This window comes from Ruegeria sp. YTSA072 (genome assembly GCF_059610285.1).
The window spans coordinates 100,481-118,015 of the sequence record NZ_JBXWNI010000002.1 but is presented as its reverse complement, the minus strand read 5'-3'; the positions used below and the strand labels follow the sequence as shown (position 1 = coordinate 118,015).

The 17,535-nt window shown below is 57.6% G+C and carries 16 protein-coding genes; 11 read left to right on the top strand and 5 right to left on the bottom strand.

The annotated features are described in order from the left end of the window. Positions 1-69 precede the first annotated feature (69 nt). Both AC2FIB_RS04780 and AC2FIB_RS04775 read right to left on the bottom strand, forming a co-directional pair. Positions 70-1,470 (bottom strand): helix-turn-helix domain-containing protein, encoded by a 1,401-nt coding sequence (locus AC2FIB_RS04780; RefSeq protein ID WP_496734065.1) that lies wholly within the window; start codon positions 1,468-1,470, stop codon positions 70-72. Between the two features lie 64 nt (positions 1,471-1,534). After that, positions 1,535-2,740, bottom strand: coding sequence for a multidrug effflux MFS transporter (locus AC2FIB_RS04775; RefSeq protein WP_058276833.1), 1,206 nt, complete (start codon positions 2,738-2,740; stop codon positions 1,535-1,537). 183 nt (positions 2,741-2,923) lie between these two features. Here AC2FIB_RS04775 and AC2FIB_RS04770 point away from each other — a divergent pair, with 183 nt between their 5' ends. From AC2FIB_RS04770 to AC2FIB_RS04760, 3 genes are all read left to right on the top strand, one after another. After that, positions 2,924-4,456, top strand: coding sequence for an acyl-CoA carboxylase subunit beta (locus tag AC2FIB_RS04770; RefSeq protein WP_109313344.1), 1,533 nt, complete (start codon positions 2,924-2,926; stop codon positions 4,454-4,456). Positions 4,457-4,566: 110 nt separating this feature from the next. Next, the gene (locus AC2FIB_RS04765; RefSeq protein ID WP_496734068.1) at positions 4,567-5,052 is read left to right on the top strand and encodes a DUF6497 family protein; all 486 of its coding nucleotides are present in this window, start codon (positions 4,567-4,569) and stop codon (positions 5,050-5,052) included. A 136-nt stretch (positions 5,053-5,188) separates the two neighbouring features. After that, positions 5,189-5,542 carry a hypothetical protein gene (locus AC2FIB_RS04760; RefSeq protein ID WP_496734069.1) on the top strand — a complete coding sequence of 118 codons (354 nt, stop codon included), beginning with the start codon at positions 5,189-5,191 and terminating at the stop codon, positions 5,540-5,542. An 86-nt stretch (positions 5,543-5,628) separates the two neighbouring features. Here the strand turns inward: AC2FIB_RS04760 and AC2FIB_RS04755 are convergent, their stop codons facing one another. Next, positions 5,629-6,786: a DcaP family trimeric outer membrane transporter gene (locus AC2FIB_RS04755; protein ID WP_496734071.1), complete on the bottom strand. Its 1,158-nt coding sequence runs from the start codon at positions 6,784-6,786 to the stop codon at positions 5,629-5,631. 650 nt (positions 6,787-7,436) lie between these two features. Between AC2FIB_RS04755 and AC2FIB_RS04750 the strand changes: the two genes are divergently transcribed. Both AC2FIB_RS04750 and AC2FIB_RS04745 read left to right on the top strand, forming a co-directional pair. Next, entirely contained in the window at positions 7,437-7,640 is a 204-nt protein-coding gene (locus tag AC2FIB_RS04750; protein WP_058275656.1) for a hypothetical protein, read from the top strand. A gap of 117 nt (positions 7,641-7,757) precedes the next feature. Beyond that, positions 7,758-9,803, top strand: coding sequence for an ATP-binding protein (locus AC2FIB_RS04745; protein WP_496734073.1), 2,046 nt, complete (start codon positions 7,758-7,760; stop codon positions 9,801-9,803). A gap of 76 nt (positions 9,804-9,879) precedes the next feature. On the opposite strand, the gene AC2FIB_RS04740 is transcribed toward AC2FIB_RS04745, so the two are convergent. Further along, positions 9,880-10,326, bottom strand: a complete 447-nt coding sequence (locus tag AC2FIB_RS04740) for a DUF4174 domain-containing protein (protein ID WP_496734074.1) — start codon at positions 10,324-10,326, stop codon at positions 9,880-9,882. A 168-nt stretch (positions 10,327-10,494) separates the two neighbouring features. On the opposite strand from AC2FIB_RS04740, the gene scpA reads away from it, so the two are divergent. From scpA to AC2FIB_RS04710, 6 genes are all read left to right on the top strand, one after another. Beyond that, entirely contained in the window at positions 10,495-12,621 is a 2,127-nt protein-coding gene (scpA, locus tag AC2FIB_RS04735) for a methylmalonyl-CoA mutase (RefSeq protein WP_496734075.1), read from the top strand. Between the two features lie 104 nt (positions 12,622-12,725). Next, entirely contained in the window at positions 12,726-13,328 is a 603-nt protein-coding gene (locus AC2FIB_RS04730; RefSeq protein WP_496734076.1) for a VOC family protein, read from the top strand. After that, entirely contained in the window at positions 13,325-13,849 is a 525-nt protein-coding gene (locus AC2FIB_RS04725; protein WP_496734077.1) for a GNAT family N-acetyltransferase, read from the top strand. The genes AC2FIB_RS04730 and AC2FIB_RS04725 overlap by 4 nt, the downstream gene beginning before the upstream one ends. A gap of 9 nt (positions 13,850-13,858) precedes the next feature. After that, positions 13,859-14,539, top strand: coding sequence for a molecular chaperone DjiA (locus AC2FIB_RS04720; RefSeq protein ID WP_058275662.1), 681 nt, complete (start codon positions 13,859-13,861; stop codon positions 14,537-14,539). 3 nt (positions 14,540-14,542) lie between these two features. After that, complete coding sequence (locus tag AC2FIB_RS04715; RefSeq protein ID WP_496734078.1) at positions 14,543-15,538, top strand: endonuclease/exonuclease/phosphatase family protein; 996 nt, start codon at positions 14,543-14,545, stop codon at positions 15,536-15,538. 37 nt (positions 15,539-15,575) lie between these two features. Continuing rightward, positions 15,576-15,950: a hypothetical protein gene (locus AC2FIB_RS04710; protein WP_496734079.1), complete on the top strand. Its 375-nt coding sequence runs from the start codon at positions 15,576-15,578 to the stop codon at positions 15,948-15,950. Between the two features lie 3 nt (positions 15,951-15,953). Here the strand turns inward: AC2FIB_RS04710 and AC2FIB_RS04705 are convergent, their stop codons facing one another. Further along, positions 15,954-17,498 carry a Ppx/GppA family phosphatase gene (locus AC2FIB_RS04705; RefSeq protein ID WP_496734080.1) on the bottom strand — a complete coding sequence of 515 codons (1,545 nt, stop codon included), beginning with the start codon at positions 17,496-17,498 and terminating at the stop codon, positions 15,954-15,956. Positions 17,499-17,535: the final 37 nt, after the last annotated feature.

The following is a 17,535-nucleotide window of genomic DNA, read 5'->3' as shown; positions in this document are numbered from 1 at the left end:
ATGGCGGGGGCTCTGCCCCCGTCGCGACAAGCCGCCACGCCCCCGGGATATTTTTAGGCCAGGTGAAGATCAGGTGACTTCATAGGGCAAGGTACCGCGGGTATGGGCGTCGATCGTCAGGCGTCTTTCCAATGGCGGGACCGATCGCTGATGACAATTCGGCCGCTCGCAGATGCGGCAGGATATGCCAATTGGCTCGTAAGCGCTGGCGTTGTTGAAATCCAGATTGTCGGCATAAACCAGCGCCTCGGCGTGGCGCACCTCGCAACCTAGTGCAATCGCATAACGGCGCACAGGTGCGCCGAATGAGCCGCCTGATTTCGACACGTCCCGAGCCAAAGATATGTACTGAACACCATCGGGTGTTTCTGCCAGCTGCCGCAGGAAGTGGCCGGGCGTTTCGAAAGCGCGGTGGACGTTCCATAAGGGGCAGGCGCCGCCGAACCGGGCAAATTGCAGGCGCGTGGCCGAGTGTCTTTTGGTGATCGTTCCGGCCTGATCAACGCGAACGAAAAAAAACGGAATGCCTTTTGCGCCAGGGCGTTGCAGGGTCGACAACCTGTGCGCCACCTGTTCGATCGATGCGCCAAACCGGTTGCTAAGCAATTCAAGGTCGTGACGATATTCCTGTGCTGTGGCCAGAAATTTGGCGTAAGGCATCAGTGATGCGCCGGCGAAGTAATTTGCCAGCCCGATCTTGGCAATGGCACGAGCCTCATCGCTGTGAAATTTGGCAAAATCCAGCGTTGCTTCAAGAAGTTTGTCCTGGCTGATCAGTGCAACCTGCAACAACAACTGAAACACCTGAGTTTGTGGTGCGGTTCTGGACGAAAGCTGCAGTGATTTGTTTTCTGGGTCGTACTTTCGGGTTTCATCGATATCCGGGAATTGGACCCGGATGCCGCGCTCCGCGAGGCCGTCCAGGGCTGCAGCGCGTATGCCGCCGGCATCCTCGGCGCGCCCGGCAAATCGTTCAGCCGCGCGGTCCACCGCGTCGATATAGTTGTCGCAATAGTGGAAGAAGTCCCGCACTTCCTCCCATGGGCTGGCCTGGATTTGCGCGTCTTCGCGCCCCAATGCTTCGTCAAGGGAGGCCAAGCGTTCATGCGTCTGACGATAGGTGCGGTGCAGTGCAATGAAGGCCCGTGCCAGAGCGGGTGCGTTTGAAGCCGTCAGACGGAGATCGGCGAGCGGTGGAACGGCATCGTCAAAGACCGGATCGGCCAATGCCTCGCGCATGTCCGAGACCAGGCGTTCACTGTCGCCGGTGCTCAACTCGGTGACATCCATTCCAAATTCTTGCGCCAGCGCCAGAACGACCGTGGTCGAAATCGGACGGTTGTTGTTCTCCATCTGGTTTAGATAGGGCAGGGAAACACCCAGTTTGGCGGCAAATTCCTTTTGGGTCAGGGACAAGCGCGTACGCATTTCGCGTAGCTTTGCACCTGCATAGAGTTTCTGAGTCGCCATGTTGGGCCTTTGCAACTTTCCTAATTCGGCAAGCTAACTTTGCAAACCGTCATAGGCAAGCCATTCAAAGGCCCAGTTGCCGTTCGCGTCGAATGACGGACAATATTGCGCATACTGCCAGGACCGAGGTTGCCAGCATCAACCACAGCAGGGGCATTGCTCCAGTTTCATGGGTTAGCAAGGCTCCTGCAAGCGCGCTGAGGCCCGCGCCGCCGCCCAGCATGATCGCTCCACTCAGTCCGGATGCTGTGGCGGCCAGATGCGGTCGCACCGAAAGTGCGCCCGACGTTGCGTTGGGAATCGTCATGCCGTTTCCAATGCCTACAAAGGTCATGAATCCGAAAAAGCTGAGCGCCGTTCCGAAGCCGGCCAGAAACAAGATCGCGGACATTGCAACGCCTGCTGCGTTCAGCCAGCAGCCCCAAAGTACCATTCGATTGACGCCGAAGTGAACGGAATAGCGACCGCTGAAGAAATTGCCAAAAAAGTACCCTACGGCTGGGGCGCCAAAGTAGATGCCGACCTCGGCGGCGCTGAGGCCGAATAGTTCGGTGCCGATAAAGGGAGCGCCGCCCAGATAGGCAAAGAAGGCGCCAGACGACAGCGCGGATGACAGCGAATAGCCCCAAAATCGCGGGGAACCCAGCAGTTCGGGGTATTCCCGGAATTGTTGAACCAGTGTTTTGCCGCTTTTGGCTGAGGTTTCGCCAAAATCTAAGTAAGTTAGCACCAGCGTCATTACGCCAAGAACGAAGGGCAGCCAGAAGTTGGCTTTCCAGCCAAAGCTCTCCTCCAACAGGCCCCCGATCGCGGGTCCGATCATGGGGACAATGGCCATGCCCATCGTTACGTAACCGATCATCGACGCCGCCTGGTCCTGATCATATAGGTCCCGAACCGCCGCACGGCTAAGAACCATGCCGACCACGATGATTGCCTGACACATTCTGAAAACAAGAAAGACCTGGACGTTGGGTGCATAGATGCAGCCCAACGTCGCCACCAAAAAAAGGACCAACCCCCAAAGTAGAACGGGACGGCGCCCCGCCTTGTCTGCAATTGGTCCGATCAGGATCTGAAGCACCGCATTGACCAGCAGGTACAGGGCAATCGACAGCTGCATGACCTTGTAGTCGGCCTGAAAGTGCAGTGCCATATTGGGCAGGCTCGGCAAAAACAGATTGAGGCTGAGCGCGGACAATCCGGACAGCAATACCAGAGTGGTAATTTTAGGAGGCGAGCGATGTGCCGACGAAGAACTAAACTGCATAGTTCACGTGTATAGTCACCACGGATAAGAATGCCATCCATCACGCGTTTTGTGAGTGAAAATTAGCAAGTTTACAATATTCACCAAGGTGATTGGAAAAGATTTGCAAATTTGCCGAAAGATACTTTGGTCTTGCGGCATCTACGTATAGTGTCCGGCCAGATTTTACAGGGGATCATCGTTATGAAAGACATCCTTTCCGAACTTGAAGACCGTCGCGACAACGCGCGGCTGGGTGGTGGACAAAAGCGCATCGACGCACAGCACTCGCGCGGCAAACTGACTGCGCGGGAACGGGTCGAACTGTTGCTGGATGAAGGCAGCTTTGAAGAATTTGACATGTTTGTCAGCCATCGGTGCACCGATTTCGGGATGGAGAAGCAAAGGCCAGCGGGTGACGGTGTCGTTACTGGCTGGGGTACGATCAATGGCCGCATGGTTTATGTGTTCAGCCAGGACTTTACAGTCTTTGGCGGCTCACTTTCGGAAACCCATGCTCAGAAGATCTGCAAGATCATGGATATGGCCGTTCAGAACGGTGCACCGGTGATTGGCATTAACGATTCGGGCGGGGCGCGAATTCAGGAAGGCGTGGCGTCGCTGGCTGGTTATGCCGAGGTGTTCCAACGCAACATCATGGCGTCAGGCGTGGTTCCGCAGATCAGCGTGATCATGGGCCCCTGTGCTGGTGGCGCAGTCTACAGCCCGGCGATGACAGACTTTATCTTCATGGTCAAAGACACCTCGTACATGTTTGTGACCGGCCCCGACGTGGTCAAGACGGTCACAAACGAAGTGGTTACCGCCGAGGAACTGGGTGGAGCGTCGACCCATACCAAGAAATCCTCGGTTGCTGACGGAGCGTTTGAGAACGACGTTGAAGCACTGGCCGAGGTGCGCCGTTTGGTTGATTTCCTGCCGCTCAACAACCGCGAAAAGCCGCCAGTGCGCCCGTTCTTTGACGAACCCGACCGTCTGGAAACCTCGCTGGATACATTGATCCCCGACAACCCTAATACGCCGTACGACATGAAGGAACTCATCACCAAAGTGGCGGATGAGGGTGATTTCTACGAAATTCAGGAGGATTTTGCCAAAAACATCATCACCGGGTTCATCCGGCTTGAAGGGCAGACAGTGGGCGTTGTAGCCAATCAGCCGATGATCTTGGCCGGTTGTCTGGACATCGACAGCTCGCGCAAGGCCGCGCGGTTTGTGCGGTTCTGCGATTGCTTCGAAATTCCGATCCTGACGCTGGTGGATGTGCCTGGCTTCCTGCCGGGGACGTCGCAGGAATATGGCGGAGTGATCAAGCACGGTGCAAAGCTGTTGTTTGCCTACGGTGAAGCCACGGTGCCAAAAGTTACCGTCATCACCCGTAAGGCTTATGGTGGTGCCTATGATGTTATGGCGTCCAAGCACCTGCGCGGTGACTTCAACTATGCCTGGCCTACAGCCGAAATCGCGGTGATGGGCGCAAAGGGCGCGACCGAGATCATTCACCGTGCCGATCTGGGCGATGCCGAGAAAATTGTGCAGCACACGCAGGATTATGAGGACAGGTTTGCGAACCCGTTTGTCGCGGCCGAGCGTGGCTTTATCGATGAGGTGATCATGCCTCAATCGACCCGCCGTCGCGTTTCGCGGGCCTTTGCCAGCTTGCGGAACAAACACGTGAAAAACCCGTGGAAAAAGCACGACAACATCCCTCTTTGAGGGGATGTGCAAGGAAATCTGCCCGGCCAAAACGGTTTGGACAGCGTCTCGGACAAACGGTCAGGGCAGATTACTTGGGTGCAAAATTGACTTTGAGGCCACAACTGCTAATGAGTTGCCCAATCAGACATAGAACAGCGCGGGCCAAAAGCCAGGCGCGCGCGATCCCGGAGAGAGGAGCTCGCCTGTGGCGGGTCCGGGATCGCGCCTTAGCTGTTGTACTGTCGGTTTTTGCGATCCCCGTTCTGGCTGACTCCGAAAACCTGTTGCCGGTCCCGTCCGGACAGCCAGTGCACCTGAGCGACGTTTTGCTGGACAATAACCCCGGTGAACTTTGGGTGCGGTTTCGCTTTATTGCGCCCAAGATCGGTTCGGACATTGGCCGGATCGGGTACGATATTGCCTCGGTCGACATGGAACATCTGTGCCAGACGCTTGCGGTTACTTACGTGGCTAAATACGAACTGGACGCTGCCCGGGTGGTCATTTCCCTGTCTGACCGGCCCATCGAATTCGGCCGTACATCCCCTGATGCCACGCAGTTCTTTGAAGCCTACCGGCTGGAACAGTCCCGGTGTATCTGGGAGGGGCTTTGACTATGAATCGCGCTATTCATCCCGTCAGGGCATTTCTGAACAGCTACGCGGCTTTGGAGGTGCGCACCATGACATCATCCTGTGACGGATGTGAATATCTGATCCCCATGACCCCTTGTGCAATTGAGGTGGAACCATGCTGAAACATCGCGGATTTCCCGGGCGCCTGCCGGGTACTGACTTTCAGTTCATTATTCGTCGGGCCAATCCCAAAGGCGTGACGCCCCTGACCCGCCGCGAGCGGTTTCGAGATCGTAAACCCGCGGACAAGCGCGCGGATGCGGCTTTTATGGAAGCTCTGTGGGCGCATTTTGGTGATCAGCCCTTTGAGCGGGGCAATCTGGACGCCGGCCGGCTATGCTGGCTTTTCGAACGCGAAGTCGTTCCAGCAGAGGATCCGTTTGATCCCGCCAGTTACGATGCGCTTTTGGTGATTGATCCGAATGTGGGTCGGATTTCCTTCCCCGAAATTTTCGACGGGGTGCGCTGATCGTGCAGACCGTGGTGGCACATAACACCGTGAGGCCATCCTGGACCGGAACCCTGCCCACGTCGGGGCAGGGCCGTTATGTGTTGTCAGAAGTTCAGCTGTGCGGCCAATTGAATCCGGTTGCTGTCAAAGGTGCGTCCGGTCGGTGCATCGTTCCGCTCACCATAGAAGTATTCGGCGCTAAGCGTCAGATTGTCGGTCGCTTTGTAAAAGGCGTTCACGTGGATCGTTTCAACCTCGGTAAAGGACAGGGTCCCGGTCGAGGTCGGCAGGTCGTAATTCTCTTGCCCATAAGCGATGCCGACGTTCCATTTGGGGCTCAGTTCCTGGCGGAATTCCACGGTAAATCCATCCACGTCGTTGGCCTGTCCGTTGACGATGGCGTCACCGGCAGCGATCAGGTAGGGGCCCAAAGCCTCGCCGTCGACATAGTTGACCTGAAACAGACCGCCTTGCCAGGGCCGGATGCCAGCCGAGAGGGTATAGCCGGTCTGATCCACTTCGACCGCGCTGGATTGGGCCTTACCATACAAAGCCGAAGCTCGGGCCAAGTAGGTACCGTTGTTGTATTCGATGGAGCCGGTCAGGACGGGGTCATTCGAATCCGAGCCGCCAACGTTTTCCTCGATCGCCACCGCAAAGGTTGTGTCAGAGCCCAGCGTGTTCGTATAGCGCACCTGAGGGACGCGAGCGAAAGGAATGCCAACGGGGCCGTTGAATTCAACGGTCGTGGGATAGGTGTCCAACGGCTGGAAGTTGGTCCAGAATTGACCGATCAACCAGTTATCACCAATACGGATATTGGCGTGGCGCAGGCGCAGTTCAGCAGGCCCATCCGTCCCGCCGGAAAACAGGTCCAGTTCCAGCTGGCCTGCAATATCGCCGATGGCAGACGGCGTATTGGTCCGAAGCCCGATGCGCGATTGGCGCACGGTGGCCCCAAAGGTGCCGCTGGTGGCGTTTGCTGGCTCGCCAATTCGAGTCGCATCGGCAAGATCGCCCAGTTCAAAGTCCGTGTCGTAGAAGAAATCAGCCTTAACGTACCCATAAACATCAAGAGTGGTGTTTCCGATTCGAAGATCGCCAGTGCCAGCGCCGGGATTTACGGCCTCGAGGGCTTCGACGCGGGCACGCAGGGCATCAAGTTCCGTTTGCGTCTGGGCGTCTTGGGCGAAAGCAGCCGCGCCGGACATGCCAAGCGCGGACACGGCAAGCAGCAACGCCGTTTTTCTCTTTGCAATCATGTGGATATTTCCTTGTGTGCGAGTGTGCACGGGTACCGTTCCACGCAAGAGAACTTGAGGGAAATCACGAGAACGGGATGGGAAGCGCCTGGTTTCTCAAGGAAACGTGCAAAACTTTCGGACCGTTTTCACCCTAAGGTGAACAGATCAGTTAACCCTTTGCGTTTGAAAAGACAAATTCAGGCGCCCTTTTTCGCAACCTGTGATGTTGCAGGCGCAGAAACAGACCAATTGCTGAGGAAAAGTAACAGCAACGTGACGGCATTGGTCTCGCGTTTCACCCCCAAAACTGCATCTGATCTCGGCGCGAATCTGCGCGCGCATTCGCCCAATGGGCGATTTCCAGCCGGAATCCTGACCGGAAACAATACTTTGTTTACGCATTTGATTGTGCCAAGCAACCTGACCAAGCCGTGCGGCTCTACTTTGCCTGCGTCGCACAAGCACCTACTATTCCGTACCCCTTCCTTCCGCGGGCAGGCTTGTGATGTTCACAAAGTCCTGCCCGCGTTTTTCTTTGCGCAATATCCAAGCGTAAAGCGGCACAAATCTGCGCAAAACTCCGTTCAGGACGGCCTGTTATTGAATAACAAGGTCGAAATCGGACATCTGCCCGGGAACGCATCAAGAATTCCAAAGGGGCAGATATCATGCGAATCTCGAAACTCGTTCTTGCAATGGCGACCTGCGCAGGCCTTGCTGCCTGTGGTGACACGACGGGCGAGCAGGCGCTGCTTGGTGGCGGCGCAGGCGCCGTCGGGGCGGCTGTTGTCAGCGCCGACCCGCTGTTCGGCGCGGTTGTCGGCGCGGCGGGCAACGTCCTGTACTGCAAGACACAAAACAACTGTAGGTAATACCGGGTTTTTCGGGGCGCGCGTCGCCCCGACCGTAATCGCGCATCACGCCGCCGTGGGGAACGTTCCCTGCGGCGGCGTTTTGCGTTCTCAGAACATCAAGACAGAGGACGTTCCATGTTTAACAAGATCCTGATCGCCAACCGGGGCGAGATCGCCTGCCGGGTCATCAAGACAGCCCGCAAGATGGGTATCGGCACCGTTGCCATCTATTCGGATGCAGACAAGAACGCTTTGCATGTGTCGATGGCGGATGAATCGGTGCATATCGGCCCGCCGCCTGCGAACCAGTCCTATATCGTGATCGACAAGGTCATGGATGCCATTCGCCAGAGTGGGGCCCAGGCGGTGCATCCTGGTTATGGCTTCCTGTCGGAAAATTCGAAATTCGCCGAGGCGCTTGAGGCAGAAGGCGTGGCTTTTGTTGGCCCGCCGGTTCGGGCAATCGAAAGCATGGGCGACAAGATCACCTCGAAGAAGATCGCACAAGAAGCCGGTGTTTCCACCGTTCCCGGTTACATGGGGCTGATCGAAGACGCAGAAGAAGCTGTCAAGATTTCCAACGAAGTCGGCTACCCGGTCATGATCAAGGCCAGTGCCGGCGGCGGCGGAAAGGGCATGCGGATCGCGTGGAATGATGAAGAGGCGCGCGAGGGCTTCCAGTCGTCCAAAAACGAGGCCGCGAATTCGTTCGGTGACGACCGGATCTTTATCGAAAAATTCGTGACCCAGCCGCGTCACATCGAGATTCAGGTTCTATGCGACAGCCACGGTAACGGCATCTATCTGGGCGAGCGTGAATGCTCGATCCAGCGTCGGAACCAGAAAGTGGTCGAAGAGGCACCGTCACCTTTCCTGGACGAAGCGACCCGTAAGGCGATGGGCGAACAGGCCGTGGCACTGGCTAAGGCCGTGGACTATGCCAGCGCCGGTACGGTTGAATTCATCGTCGATGGCGAAAAAAACTTCTACTTCCTGGAAATGAACACGCGTCTGCAGGTGGAACACCCGGTCACCGAACTGATCACCGGTGTCGATCTGGTTGAGCAGATGATCCGAGTGGCGGCGGGTGAAAAGCTGTCGATCACACAGGACGACGTGACCCTGACCGGCTGGGCCATCGAAAACCGCCTGTATGCCGAAGATCCGTATCGCGGCTTCCTGCCGTCGATTGGTCGTCTGACCCGCTATCGTCCGCCGCAAGAGATTGCTTCTGGTCCGCTGTTGGTGAACGATAAATGGCAAGGCGAAGCACCCGAAGGTGAAGCAGCCGTGCGCAACGATACCGGCGTCTATGAGGGCGGCGAGATCAGCATGTACTATGACCCGATGATCGCCAAGCTGTGCACATGGGCTCCGACGCGGGAACAGGCGATCGAGGCGATGCGCGTCGCGCTGGACAGTTTCGAGGTCGAAGGCATTGGCCACAACTTGCCATTCCTGTCGGCTGTGATGGACCATCCGAAATTCGTCAGCGGTGACATGACCACGGCCTTTATCGCCGAGGAATATCCCGACGGGTTCGAAGGCGTTGAACTGCCCGAGGCCGACTTGCGCCGGATCGCGGCGTCCTGTGCTGCAATGCACCGCGTGGCCGAGATTCGCCGCACCCGCGTTTCTGGCCGAATGGACAATCACGAACGCAAAGTCGGCTCTGATTGGGTCGTCACACTGCAAGGGCAGGAATATGTAGTTGAGATTGATGCGGATCGCGATGGGTCAACCGTGACGTTCTCGGACGGTACCACCATGCGGGTCACTTCGGACTGGACGCCGGGCGATCACTTGGCGGTGCTGGACGTCGATGGCAGCCCGCTGGTTTTGAAGGTCGGAAAAATCTCGGGCGGGTTCCGTATTCGCAACCGGGGTGCGGACCTCAAAGTCCATGTCCGTACGACGCGTCAGGCCGAACTGGCCCGTATGATGCCCGAAAAGCTGCCGCCGGATACTTCGAAAATGCTGCTGTGCCCGATGCCCGGCCTGATCGTGAAGATCGATGTCGAAGTGGGGCAGGAAGTGCAGGAAGGTCAGGCACTGTGCACTGTTGAGGCGATGAAGATGGAAAACATCCTGCGCGCCGAGAAGAAAGGTGTCGTGTCCAAAGTCAACGCAGGCCCCGGCGACAACCTCGCCGTGGACGACGTGATCATCGAGTTCGAGTGATCATGATCGCGTTTTCGCCATATCTCCATGGTTTCTCGGCGGTTCGCGCCGGGAGCTTTGGGCGTGGCGAAAGCGCTCAGCCGCCCCCGCGCCGTTCACGGATTTCGCGTTCGCGTAGGGGCGTTTTGTCGATGGAACGGCCGATTTCACGTGTGCTCCACGGCGAGGGTTTGCGCAGTTTAACCACGCCGTCCTTGTCGACGAACACCATCTGGAAGCCGCGGGGGCGCAATTGTGACCGGATCGGAGAACGGGCGGACGGATCGGTATCGGTCAGTACGACCACATCCCGGTCGCGCATGGCTTCTTCGCCTTCCAGAAGCATGTCGATTTGCTGCCGGAAACGCGGATCGGCTGGCGTATCGGCAAAGACGACGATGGGCCGGTTGACCCATAAGTATTCGCTCAGCTCGCTATCACCAGCGGGGCGGACAAAATCTTCATCGGCGGGCGCAGACCCATCTGCCGCCATCGCGACCAGCGGGAATAGTGCCGAGAAAACAAGGGCAAGCGTTCGTATCATAGGGCCTCCTGTTCGTTTGAATATAGCCTCTGCGCCGGTGAATGCGACCGGCGAAATGCACGCAGGCTTCAAAATATCGCGTTTACACCTGCCGCGACGCGCGGCACCGAACGTTAAAACGCGCAGGCAATGCCTGTTCGCGACCCGAATTGAGAAAAGGAATACGCAATGACCGATACGAAAGACTGGCAAGCGCTGGCCGAAAAAGAGCTGCGCGGACGCCCGTTGGACGACCTGACCAAAGAGACTTTGGAAGGCATCGACGTCAAACCTCTTTACACGCAGGAAGACACCGCTGAACTGCCGCATATGGGGTCGCTGCCTGGGTTCGGGCCGTTCACGCGCGGTGTGAAGGCGACCATGTATGCGGGCCGCCCTTGGACGATCCGCCAATATGCGGGTTTCTCGACCGCTGAAGAATCAAACGCGTTCTATCGCCGCAATCTGGCGGCCGGTCAGCAGGGTGTGTCGGTCGCCTTCGATCTGGCGACGCACCGCGGTTATGACAGTGACCATCCGCGCGTTGTCGGTGACGTGGGTAAGGCCGGTGTGGCAATCGACAGCGTCGAGGATATGAAGATCCTGTTCGACGGCATTCCGTTGGACAAGGTCTCGGTATCGATGACCATGAACGGGGCGGTGGTTCCAATTCTGGCCAGTTTCATCGTTGCAGGCGAAGAGCAGGGGCATGACAAATCCGTCCTGTCCGGCACTATTCAGAATGACATTCTGAAAGAGTTCATGGTGCGCAACACCTACATCTACCCGCCTGAGCCTTCGATGAAGATCATCTCGGACATCATCGAATTCACCTCGAATGAGATGCCGAAATTCAACTCGATCTCGATCTCGGGCTATCACATGCAAGAGGCCGGGGCGAACCTGGTGCAAGAGCTGGCCTATACGCTAGCCGACGGTCGGGAATACGTCCGTGCCGCGACGCAGGCTGGCATGGACGTCGACAAGTTCGCCGGGCGTTTGTCCTTCTTCTTTGCCATCGGCATGAACTTCTTCATGGAGATCGCCAAACTGCGCGCCGCGCGTACGCTGTGGCACCGGGTGATGACGGATTTTGGTGCGAAATCAGAGCGTTCCAAGATGCTGCGGACCCATTGCCAGACATCCGGCGTGTCGCTGCAGGAGCAGGACCCCTATAACAACGTGATCCGCACCGCCTATGAAGCGATGAGCGCGGTTCTAGGCGGCACGCAGTCGCTGCACACCAATGCGTTGGACGAGGCGATTGCGCTGCCCACTGATTTCTCGGCCCGTATCGCGCGGAACACGCAGCTGGTGCTGCAAGAGGAAACCGGGGTCACTGATGTCGTGGATCCGCTGGCTGGTTCGTACTACATCGAAAGCCTGACCAACGAGTTGATCGAAAAAGCCTGGGCCTTGATGGAAGAGGTTGAGGAAATGGGCGGCATGACCAAGGCCGTTGCCAGCGGTATGCCCAAGCTGCGGATCGAGGAAAGCGCCGCCCGCCGTCAGGCCATGATCGATCGGGGTGACGAGGTCATCGTCGGCGTCAACAAGTACCGCAAGGAACAAGAAGACCCGATCGACATTCTGGATGTCGACAACGTCGCCGTGCGCGAAGCTCAGGTGGCGCGGTTGGATCGTATCCGCGCCACCCGCGACGAGGCCGCTTGCCAAGCGGCGCTGGACGCGCTGACCAAGACCGCCAGTAAAGGTGGAAATCTGCTGGCCGCCGCCGTTGAGGCCGCCCGCGCCCGTGCATCCGTAGGAGAGATCAGCATGGCAATGGAGAAAGAATTCGGTCGCCACCGCGCCGAAGTGAAAACGCTGGCCGGTGTCTATGGCGCGGCCTACGAAGGCGATGAAGGCTTTGCAGCGATCCAGAAATCCATCGAAGAGTTTGCCGAGGCCGAAGGCCGCCGTCCACGCCTGCTTGTGGTCAAGATGGGGCAAGACGGGCATGACCGCGGTGCCAAGGTGATCGCAACCGCGTTTGCGGATATCGGGTTTGACGTGGATGTAGGCCCGCTGTTCCAAACCCCGGCTGAGGCCGCGCAGGACGCCGTGGACAACGACGTGCACGTCATCGGTATTTCGTCGCAGGCAGCGGGTCATAAAACATTGGCACCGCAACTGGTCGAAGAGCTGAAGAAAGCCGGTGCCGAGGATATTCTTGTTATCTGCGGCGGGGTGATCCCGCAGCAGGATTATCAATTCCTCTATGATCACGGCGTCAAAGCGATCTTTGGCCCGGGCACCAATATCCCAGAAGCCGCTCAGGACATCCTGCGCCTGATCGGTGAAGCGAAAGGCTGAGGCTTTCAAAGATTTTCGTCGAAAAATCTTGTGATCCACCGCCTTTAAGGAAAACATGCGACCAGATCCGAAAGGGTCTGGTCGTTTTTCATAGGAGGCACCGCGTGTTACTGGATCATCTGGCTGTTGCGGGTGAAACGCTCGAAGAAGCGTCTGCTCATGTCGAACAGGCATTGGGAGTACCGCTGCAGGACGGCGGCAAGCATGAAAGATTCGGCACATATAACCGCTTGTTGGGGTTGCGAGACGGCCTGTACCTTGAGGCCATCGCGATTGACCCACAGGCACCGAATCCGCAAAGAACCAGATGGTTCGATCTGGACCGGTTCAAGGGCGCGCCGCGCCTTAGCAACTGGATATGCCGGGTGCCGGACATTTCGGCCTCGTTGACCGTATTTCCGGATGGGGTGGGCCACCCGATCGACCTGGCCCGTGGCGCGTTGAGCTGGCAAATGGCGGTTCCGCCAAACGGGCGTCTGCCCTTCGACAATCTGTTCCCGGCGCTTATTCAGTGGCACGGAGATTTGCATCCGGCAAATATGCTGCAGGATAGCGGCTGCCGTTTGCGTCGGTTGGTGGTTTTTCATCCGGACGCGCTGGAGCTTGCCAAGCTGCTAGGCCAAATGGACGTTGTGGTATTCGACACAGGCCCGGCCGCATTGCGGGCAGAGTTCGAAACTCCGTATGGGCAGCGCGTGTTAGAATGAAAATCAGGCAGGCCAAAGCTGCGGATGCCAAAGAGATAGCTGCGGTCACCAATGCGATCATCCGCGACACGCTGGTAACCTTCACAACCGACGAACGCAGCGTGGACAACATTGCACGTGACATCGAAGCGCGCGGTCCGGCCTATCTTGTGGCTGAACAGGACGATCAGATCCTTGGGTTTGCCACCTATGGTCCGTTTCGATCCGGTCCGGGATACGCGCAGTGCCGAGAGCTAACGATCCAACTGGCCACTGATGCGCGTGAACAAGGTACGGGGCGCGTTTTGATGCGGGCGCTTGAGGCCGCCGCCCGGGCAGAGGGAACTCATGCACTGGTGGCGGGGATTTCTTCGGCAAATCCGGGGGCAGTATCTTTTCACGCGGCCGTGGGCTTTGTCGAGGTCGGGCGCATGCCCGAGGTTGGGTTCAAGTGGGGGAAACGTCTGGACCTTGTGCTGATGCAGAAAATTCTTGCCGCAGACGGTTTGGTTGCACCTGACAGTCCCGATTTGGGACGCTAGGGTGCGCTCATGTCGATCTGGATCCGTATATCCGATGCGCTAAGCGCGCTTGCCCAGGGTGAAAGCCTTACCGCAGTCTTTGAAAAGCTGCGCTCGCCGCCCGAACGGTCGGTGGCTTTCACCATCGCTGTGATCGCATTGGGTGCGAAAATGGCCAAGGCGGATGGGCAGGTTACGCGAGATGAGGTCACCGCTTTCCGCGACGTATTCCAGATCGCACGTGATGACGAGGAAGGCGCGGCACGTGTGTTCAACATGGCCCGTACAGATGTCGCGGGTTATCAGGACTACGCCCGCAAGATCGCGCGCATGTTTTCCGAAGACAGCACCACGTTGTGCGATTTGATGGAGGGGTTGTTCCACATCGCCATGGCGGACGGGTTCTATCACCCCAACGAAAACGAGTTTCTGGAAGAGGTCAGCCATATTTTCGGCCAGACCGATGCGCAGTTCATGGCCTTGCGTGCCCGTTTTGTGCCTGATGCGCCCAATGATCCTTACACGGTTCTTGGGGTGCCACGGGACATGCCGTTACCCGATATTCGTAAGGTTTGGCGGCAACTTGTGCGCGAAACACATCCTGATGCGATGTTGGCACGTGGTGTCCCAGAAGAGGCCGTACGTTTGGCTGAAAAGAAGATGATCGACATCAACCGCGCCTGGGACGAAATCAACGGCGCGCAGGCCTGAGGCATGCGCCTCGCGACTTATAACATCGAGTGGTTCGCCAATCTGTTTGATCGTCATGACGAACTGATCGCCGATGACAGTTGGTCAGGTCGCCATGATGTCACCAAAGCGCAGCAGATCGAGGCTATCGCCAAGGTTCTGACGGCGATCGATGCGGATGCTGTGCTGGTTGTCGAAGCACCAAACACAGGGAAATCTCAGAACACGGTCCGCGCGCTACAAAACTTTGCCGAGGCTTTCGATCTGCGCACCAGCGAAGCCGTGATGGGATTTGCCAACGATACACATCAAGAACTGGCCTTGTTGTATGACACGCGCGTTCTGACGGTGCGACATGATCCAAAAGACGGAGGGCAACGGGCTCCGCGTTTCGATCAGGTTTTTCACATCGACCTCGATATCGACGCAACCGAGGATCAGGTGAAGTTTTCCAAGCCGCCTATGGAATTGGCAGTTGAAACCAAGGCAGGCGAACGGTTCCGTCTTATTGGCGCGCATCTGAAGTCAAAGGCGCCTCATGGGGCGGAAACCCGCGATGCGGCGATCCGCATCTCGATCGCCAATCGTCGGAAACAGCTGGCTCAGGCGATCTGGCTGGGCAGGCGGATCAAGGCGCATCTGGCAGCTGATGAACAGGTGATCTTAATGGGCGATCTGAACGATGGTCCGGGGCTGGACGAGTTCGAAAACCTGTTTGGTCGCTCATCGGTTGAAATCCTGCTGCAATCGGGGGTGTTTGACCCCCACGCGGATAGGGCCTTCAGGTCAGAACCGGGTGAACGCCCGTCAACCGCGCGCTTTTATCGGCCCCAAGATCGCGGGTATCTTGAGGCGTTGCTGGACTATATTATGATCAGCGATGGGTTAAAGGATCGTCGCCCAGACTGGCGCATATGGCATCCGTTTCGCGATCCGGCTTGCCGTGATGCGCAGGATCTACATGCAGCGTTGCTAACCGCGTCTGACCATTTCCCTGTCACTCTGGATATCGAGCTGTGACCTTCCAACCGACTTTTAGTTGCCCTATGTTTTCGATATGAGACGTTTCATTCCAATCTGCGCGCTGACCGTCACTATTGCTCTTCCGGCCTCTGCCGAGGAAGAGGGGAACATATCCCTGATGGAGCAGGGGGCAGAGCTGTTCTTTGAGGGCCTGCGCCAGGAGATGGAGCCTGCATTGGATGAACTGCTGGGACTCGCTGAACAGTTTGGCCCTGCAATGCAGTCATTTATTGCGGAAATGGGGCCCGCCTTGGCCGAGCTGGCAGATGAGATTGAGGATTGGAGCGCCTATGAAACACCCGAGATCCTGCCTAACGGCGATATAATTATCCGAAAAAAGCCGCCGCAAGACCCAGAGATACAGCCAGAGATCCCTGAAGGCCCGCCCGAGGGCGAAACCGAGATTTGATATCTAGCCCCGGATGATGACGCGGGTTTCGGATTTCAAAGCGTTGCCGAGTGACTTTAGCCGTGCCTCGGCCACTTCGTTGAACAGGGGGCGTGCTGCAGTTGGCAAGAACAGGTCCAGTTGTTGCTTCTTGGGGTAAAATTTCAAAGTCGCCATCGGCGCATCGTTCTGCATCCACAGCATAGCACCAAACCGCATGGCCTTTCCCAAGATCTCGGCCTGTTTCTGGTCTTTCTCGTCTAGGAGTTCGTACAGTGCGGTGAACCGGTTGCCCTCGCGTTTGTTGCGATACCGGTGCTGCAGGGCCAGCCCGATATAGACTCGTTCTGAGTGCTTCAAGCCGCCCAGATTGGCACGTGTGACGTAGTCGAAACAGACCTCGGCGCGATAGTCAGGATGTGCGCGCCAGCTGACGTCGTGCAACAGACAGGCCGCCTTTATCAGGCGGATGCGCGCGGGTGGGGCTGATTTGAACAGCGGCATCACGAAATCGAGCAGATGTTTTCCGAAACCGGGCAGGCGGGCGTCCTTGGCTTCGGAAAAACGGCTCGCCTCAATCAACGGATCACGGTCCCGCAGGTTTTGTGGCATCTGCTCGTAAAGCAGACCCTCGCGGATACCATAGCTGGAAATGGCGATATCCTTGGGTTTGAACGTGCGGATCAAGCGTGCCAGCACATCCATCGCATAGGGGATCAGCGCCATCCGTGATCCCGACACACCGGCTTTGCTGCGCAGCTTTTCCGGGTCACCTTTCTCGATGAATTTAATAGTCTCGCGCACCTGCTTGGTGGTCATGCGATATTCATGCAGAACGTTCAGGGGGTAACCCCGACGCAGCATGTCCAGACGCGCAAAGGCCCGCCAGCTTCCGCCTACAAGGAACAGGCGATCGCGCTGCGGCCCCATCTGGTCGCGCAGATCCTCCATCGTAGCCTTGATGTGCGCCTTGCGTGCACGCCGGCCGCCTTTGATGTCCCGTAGTTTCAGTGGCCCCAGCGCCGAAGTCAGGCGCCGGCCGACACCGCCGTCTCCTATCTCGGCCAATTCCATTGAGGACCCGCCGATGTCACAGATCAGGCCATATGCGCCGGGCCATCCAAGCAGGACACCCTGCGCGGATAGGCGAGCTTCTTCATCGCCGTTGATGACCGACACGGTCAGGCCGGTTTCGGCTTTGACCTCGGCACAAAACTCGGGGCCATCCTCGGCCTCGCGTACGGCTGCAGTGGCGACGACATGCAGGCCGGGCAGGCCAAGGTCATCGGAGAGTTGGGCAAACCGGCCCAAAGCGGCCAGGGCGCGTTTGCGACCCGTTGGGTTAAGCCGCCCCGTGTCTGAAAGGCCCGCGCCGAGCTCGCACATCACTTTTTCATTGTAGAAATAAGCCGGTGAGCGCGCGGCACCGTCAAAGATCACCATCCGGACTGAGTTTGATCCGACGTCAACCACGCCCACGCGTGACAGAGCTCGGGCTTGGGGGTCATCAAAGAGGGGTTTTCCGAACGGACCCCAGTCAGGGATTTCGGTAACGACAGTTTGATCCATGTCTCTTCCAGATATTCCGCGTGCAGAATGCGAGATG

Excerpts from the sequence above, each read along its gene's own strand:
- AC2FIB_RS04765 (WP_496734068.1), top strand. The coding sequence starts at position 4,567 with ATGAGTTGCCCAATCAGACATAGAACAGCGCGGGCCAAAAGCCAGGCG.
- AC2FIB_RS04705 (WP_496734080.1), bottom strand. The coding sequence starts at position 17,498 with ATGGATCAAACTGTCGTTACCGAAATCCCTGACTGGGGTCCGTTCGGA.
- scpA (WP_496734075.1), top strand. The coding sequence starts at position 10,495 with ATGACCGATACGAAAGACTGGCAAGCGCTGGCCGAAAAAGAGCTGCGC.
- AC2FIB_RS04780 (WP_496734065.1), bottom strand. The coding sequence starts at position 1,470 with ATGGCGACTCAGAAACTCTATGCAGGTGCAAAGCTACGCGAAATGCGT.
- AC2FIB_RS04745 (WP_496734073.1), top strand. The coding sequence starts at position 7,758 with ATGTTTAACAAGATCCTGATCGCCAACCGGGGCGAGATCGCCTGCCGG.
- AC2FIB_RS04710 (WP_496734079.1), top strand. The coding sequence starts at position 15,576 with ATGAGACGTTTCATTCCAATCTGCGCGCTGACCGTCACTATTGCTCTT.
- AC2FIB_RS04740 (WP_496734074.1), bottom strand. The coding sequence starts at position 10,326 with ATGATACGAACGCTTGCCCTTGTTTTCTCGGCACTATTCCCGCTGGTC.
- AC2FIB_RS04750 (WP_058275656.1), top strand. The coding sequence starts at position 7,437 with ATGCGAATCTCGAAACTCGTTCTTGCAATGGCGACCTGCGCAGGCCTT.
- AC2FIB_RS04760 (WP_496734069.1), top strand. The coding sequence starts at position 5,189 with ATGCTGAAACATCGCGGATTTCCCGGGCGCCTGCCGGGTACTGACTTT.
- AC2FIB_RS04770 (WP_109313344.1), top strand. The coding sequence starts at position 2,924 with ATGAAAGACATCCTTTCCGAACTTGAAGACCGTCGCGACAACGCGCGG.
- AC2FIB_RS04775 (WP_058276833.1), bottom strand. The coding sequence starts at position 2,740 with ATGCAGTTTAGTTCTTCGTCGGCACATCGCTCGCCTCCTAAAATTACC.
- AC2FIB_RS04755 (WP_496734071.1), bottom strand. The coding sequence starts at position 6,786 with ATGATTGCAAAGAGAAAAACGGCGTTGCTGCTTGCCGTGTCCGCGCTT.
- AC2FIB_RS04725 (WP_496734077.1), top strand. The coding sequence starts at position 13,325 with ATGAAAATCAGGCAGGCCAAAGCTGCGGATGCCAAAGAGATAGCTGCG.
- AC2FIB_RS04720 (WP_058275662.1), top strand. The coding sequence starts at position 13,859 with ATGTCGATCTGGATCCGTATATCCGATGCGCTAAGCGCGCTTGCCCAG.
- AC2FIB_RS04715 (WP_496734078.1), top strand. The coding sequence starts at position 14,543 with ATGCGCCTCGCGACTTATAACATCGAGTGGTTCGCCAATCTGTTTGAT.